Raw genomic sequence first — 3,908 nt, 5'->3', positions numbered from 1 at the left:
GGAGCGGTCATCGGCAGCCTCGACTTATCGGGCAGTGCCGGAGCCGCCCATCCTCATACGCTGGCACTGGTCGTAGCCTGCGCGTTCAGTATCGAACGGACGCTCATCAGCTACCATCAGAGTCATTTCATGCGGGCCGCTGCTAACGGTATCCGCGAATCGATTCTGCTGCTGAATGACAAACTGGAACTGCGCTGGGCCAATGCCACGGCCCAGCGGGAACTGGGCTTGTCCCAGGCCCGTCTGGCCGGACTCGACTTCCATCAGGTTATGCCCCAGGTCGATTGGGACATGACCGATGATGCCCACCGCCATGCCCCGCTGTATATTGATGACCTGCGCGTCGTCCTGCCCGGAAATGTACGCCGGTTCAGTGCGACCATCTCCCAGACTGCCGACGCGACAGGCCGGACCTATACGGTCATCCTGCGACGGCAGGAACACCTCTTCCGTTCAGTCAACCGCGTGTCGGGCAATCAGGCCGCCTATACCTTTGGCGATATCTATGCGGCCGATCCCCTGATGAAACAGGTCATCGACCGGGCGCGCCAGTATGCCCGCTATGATGGCAGCGTCCTCATCGAAGGCGAAAGCGGTACGGGCAAAGAACTGTTTGCCCAGGCCATCCACTCGGGCAGCAGCCGGGCTGACGGCCCCTTTGTCGCCGTCAACTGTGCTTCCCTGCCGCGGGATCTCATGGAAAGCGAACTGTTCGGTTATGAAAAAGGCGCCTTTACCGGAGCTCTCCGGGAGGGAAATCCGGGAAAATTCGAGCTGGCCGACCATGGCACCCTGTTTCTCGACGAAATCGGGGAAATGCCTATCGAATTCCAGGCCAAACTGCTGCGTGCCGTAGAGACATTGCGCATCCGCCGTATCGGCGGTAAAGAAGAGAAAAAACTGGATGTACGGGTCATCGCCGCGACAAACCGCCATCTCGAACAGGAAGTAGGACGGGGAGCCTTCCGGGGCGATCTCTACTACCGGCTCAACGTCCTGCGTCTCGACATCCCGCCCCTGCGCCAGCGGCCCGGCGATATCGCCTGTTGTACAGACCGGTTCCTGGCCCGGTTTAACAAACGATATCCCAGCCGGCAGCGCCACCTGGCTCCCGATGCCATGCCGGCGCTTTTGGCCTATGACTGGCCTGGTAACGTGCGGGAATTGCAGAATGCCCTGGAACGAGCCTTTTATACCAGCAGTGGCCCGGCTATTACGGCATCAGACTTTCATCTGCCTTCATCACAGCATGATGCCCTATCGCCATCGTCTCCCCTTTCTCCGGAATCTCCGGCGGAAGCTGCTTCGTATGAACGAGCCGAATGCCTGCACTATCTCGAAGAAGCCCGGGGCTGCGTCGAACAGGCGGCGTCTGCCATGGGCGTCAGCCGGGCCACCTTTTACCGCCTGTGCCGTCACTATGGCATCGTGCCGAAACAGATCCGCCGGCAATTTCACTAAGTATCAAAAATCTCATTTATATCAAAATATATCACTGGTTTCTTGAGAAAAATAAGAATAATGAGACAAAATAACCTCGCAGGGTTCGCGTATTCACCTGACGAGGTTTTTTGCAGACTCTTCAACGCCGCCAATAGGGCATCCTTCCGGGATATGGCAGACAGATGGCTCCTGATTTCTTTATTTGGCATAGAAATTCCATATAAATAAGCAAAATCTGGTATTACCTATGTTAAAAGGAGGAACAACTTATTATGGCAAATAAGATTACATTGAATGAAACATCGTATTTTGGCAAAGGTGCCATTAACGAAATCGTAACAGAAGTCAAAAACCGCGGCTGCCAGCATGTCGTCGTCATCACCGACAAGGACCTCATGAAATTTAAAGTAGCGACGAAAATCACAGACCTGTTCGATGGGGCCGGCATTGCCTATACCGTTTACGATCATATCAAACCGAACCCGACCATCCAGAATGTACAGGAAGGCGTCGAATTCTGCAAGCAGGCTAAAGCTGATATCATCGTAGCCGTCGGCGGCGGTGCTGCCATGGATACATCCAAGGCCATTGCCATCATCCTCACCAATCCGGAATTTGCCGACGTACGCAGCCTCGAAGGGGCATCGCCGACGAAAAACAAATGTCTGCCCATCATTGCCGTTTCTACGACCAGCGGCACGGCAGCCGAAGTAACCATCAACTACGTCATTACTGACCCGGAAAAACACCGTAAATTCGTCTGCTGTGACCCCCACGATATCCCTATCGTAGCCGTCATCGACCCTGATATGGTCGCATCGATGCCGAAGAAACTCTGTGCCGCTACTGGCATGGACGCTCTCGTACACGCTATCGAAGGCTATATTACAAAGAACGCCTGGGAAATGACCGATATGATGCATCTCAAAGCCATTGAAATCATCAGCAAATGGCTTCGTAAATCCGTCGAAGGCGACATGAAAGCCCGTGAAGAAATGGCCCTCGGCCAGTATATCGCCGGCATGGGATTCTCCAACGTCGGCCTCGGCATCGATCACTCCATGGCCCATCCCCTCAGTGCCTTCTATGACATTCCTCACGGTGTAGCTTGTGCTATCCTCCTGGCACCGGTCCTCACCTTCAATGCCGAAGCAACGGGCGAACGCTACCGTGAAGTAGCCCGTGCCATGGGCGTCGCCGGTGTCGATGACATGAGCCAGGAAGAATACCGCAAGGCTGCTATCGATGCCTGCCAGAAACTGGCCGATGATGTCGGAATTCCCCGTAAATTATCTGACCTGGGCGTACAGGAAAAAGACATCGACTTCCTTGCCGACTCTGCCATGGCCGATGCTTGCACACCGGGCAATCCTCGTGATGTAGAAAAATCCCAGATCGTCGCTCTCTACAAATCCATTCTTTAATGAATCAGCTATAAAAAACCGCTCTGCATGTATCGCGTGCAGGGCGGTTTTTGACTGTCATTTCTTCATCTTGTTGAATACGGTCTGGCGGGAGACGTTCAGGAGTCTGGCTATGTCTGTCTGGGTATAGCCTTTGTCGGATAGTTCCTGTATGAGGATTTGTTCGATGGTCGTTTCCAGGTTTTTCATATTGAGGGACAGGGAACCCGTATCAAGGAGCTGCGGTGTCTGTTCTTCCTCTGTCGTGTCGAACAGGTATTGGTAGGACGAATCACCGGTATCGCCATAGATATGGTATCGCAGGGCTACGCTGTACAGTTCCCGGATATTTCCCCACCAGTGATGATGGGTGAGTATTTTTTTTAGTGCTTGTGGGACTGGGACTGAGGTACCGGAAATGGTGTTGAGGAAATAGGAAAACAGGTACGGAATATCCGATGGCCTGTCGTTGAGGGATGGCAGGGTCAGGCGCAGGGTGTTGATGCGGAAAAAGAGGTCGCGCCGGAATGTCCCCTTGCGGACCGACTGGATGATATCGGCATTGCTGGCCGAGATGATGCGGATGTCGAGGGGAATGACGTAGTCTGACCCCAGGCGCATGACCTGTTTGGTTTCCAGGACGCGCAGCAGTTTGGACTGGATGTCCTGAGGCATGCTGTTGATTTCATCGAGGAAAATCGTGCCATTGTGGGCGATTTCAAAGAGACCGGCTTTGCCTTCTTTGCGGGCGCCCGTAAAGGTGCCTCCTACGTATCCGAACAGTTCGCTTTCGAGGATATCCGGTGGCAGGGCGGCACAGTTGATGGCGACGAACGGCCCGTTACGCCGTGGACTGGCGTTGTGGATACTCTGGGCGAAGAGTTCCTTTCCTGTGCCGCTTTCACCCTGTATGAGAATCGGCGCATTGTAAGAAGCCATAGTGGCAGCCCGGCGGATCAGAGTCTGGAGGGCCGGGTCCATAGTCTTGATGTCAGAGAAATGGTGGCGGGCCGTGAGGCCTGTCCGGGATAATTTGTAGCGGATGTTTTTTTCCAGCCGCTG

General features: G+C 54.3%; 3 protein-coding genes. 2 read left to right on the top strand and 1 reads right to left on the bottom strand.

Annotation, left to right across the window (positions count from 1 at the left end; translation table 11 throughout):
- Together DBO31_RS02625 and fucO are read left to right on the top strand one after the other, a co-directional pair.
- Positions 1–1,461 (top strand): sigma-54-dependent Fis family transcriptional regulator (locus DBO31_RS02625; protein WP_150824372.1); only part of this gene is annotated, 1,461 nt, incomplete at its 5' end.
- Between the two features lie 254 nt (positions 1,462–1,715).
- Positions 1,716–2,867, top strand: a complete 1,152-nt coding sequence (gene fucO / locus DBO31_RS02620; protein ID WP_059076285.1) for a lactaldehyde reductase — start codon at positions 1,716–1,718, stop codon at positions 2,865–2,867.
- Positions 2,868–2,924: 57 nt separating this feature from the next.
- Here fucO and DBO31_RS02615 read toward each other — a convergent pair.
- Positions 2,925–3,908, bottom strand: a 984-nt coding sequence (locus DBO31_RS02615) for a sigma-54-dependent Fis family transcriptional regulator (RefSeq protein WP_150824371.1), incomplete at its 5' end; no start/stop codon positions are given.

This window comes from Megasphaera sp. DJF_B143 (assembly GCF_900320625.1).
GTDB classification, from domain to species: Bacteria; Bacillota; Negativicutes; order Veillonellales; family Megasphaeraceae; genus Megasphaera; species Megasphaera hexanoica.
This window is presented reverse-complemented; position numbering and strand designations above follow the sequence as displayed.

Bases quoted from the DNA above. Each gene is read 5' to 3' on its own strand.
- fucO (WP_059076285.1), top strand. From the start codon at position 1,716: ATGGCAAATAAGATTACATTGAATGAAACATCGTATTTTGGCAAAGGT.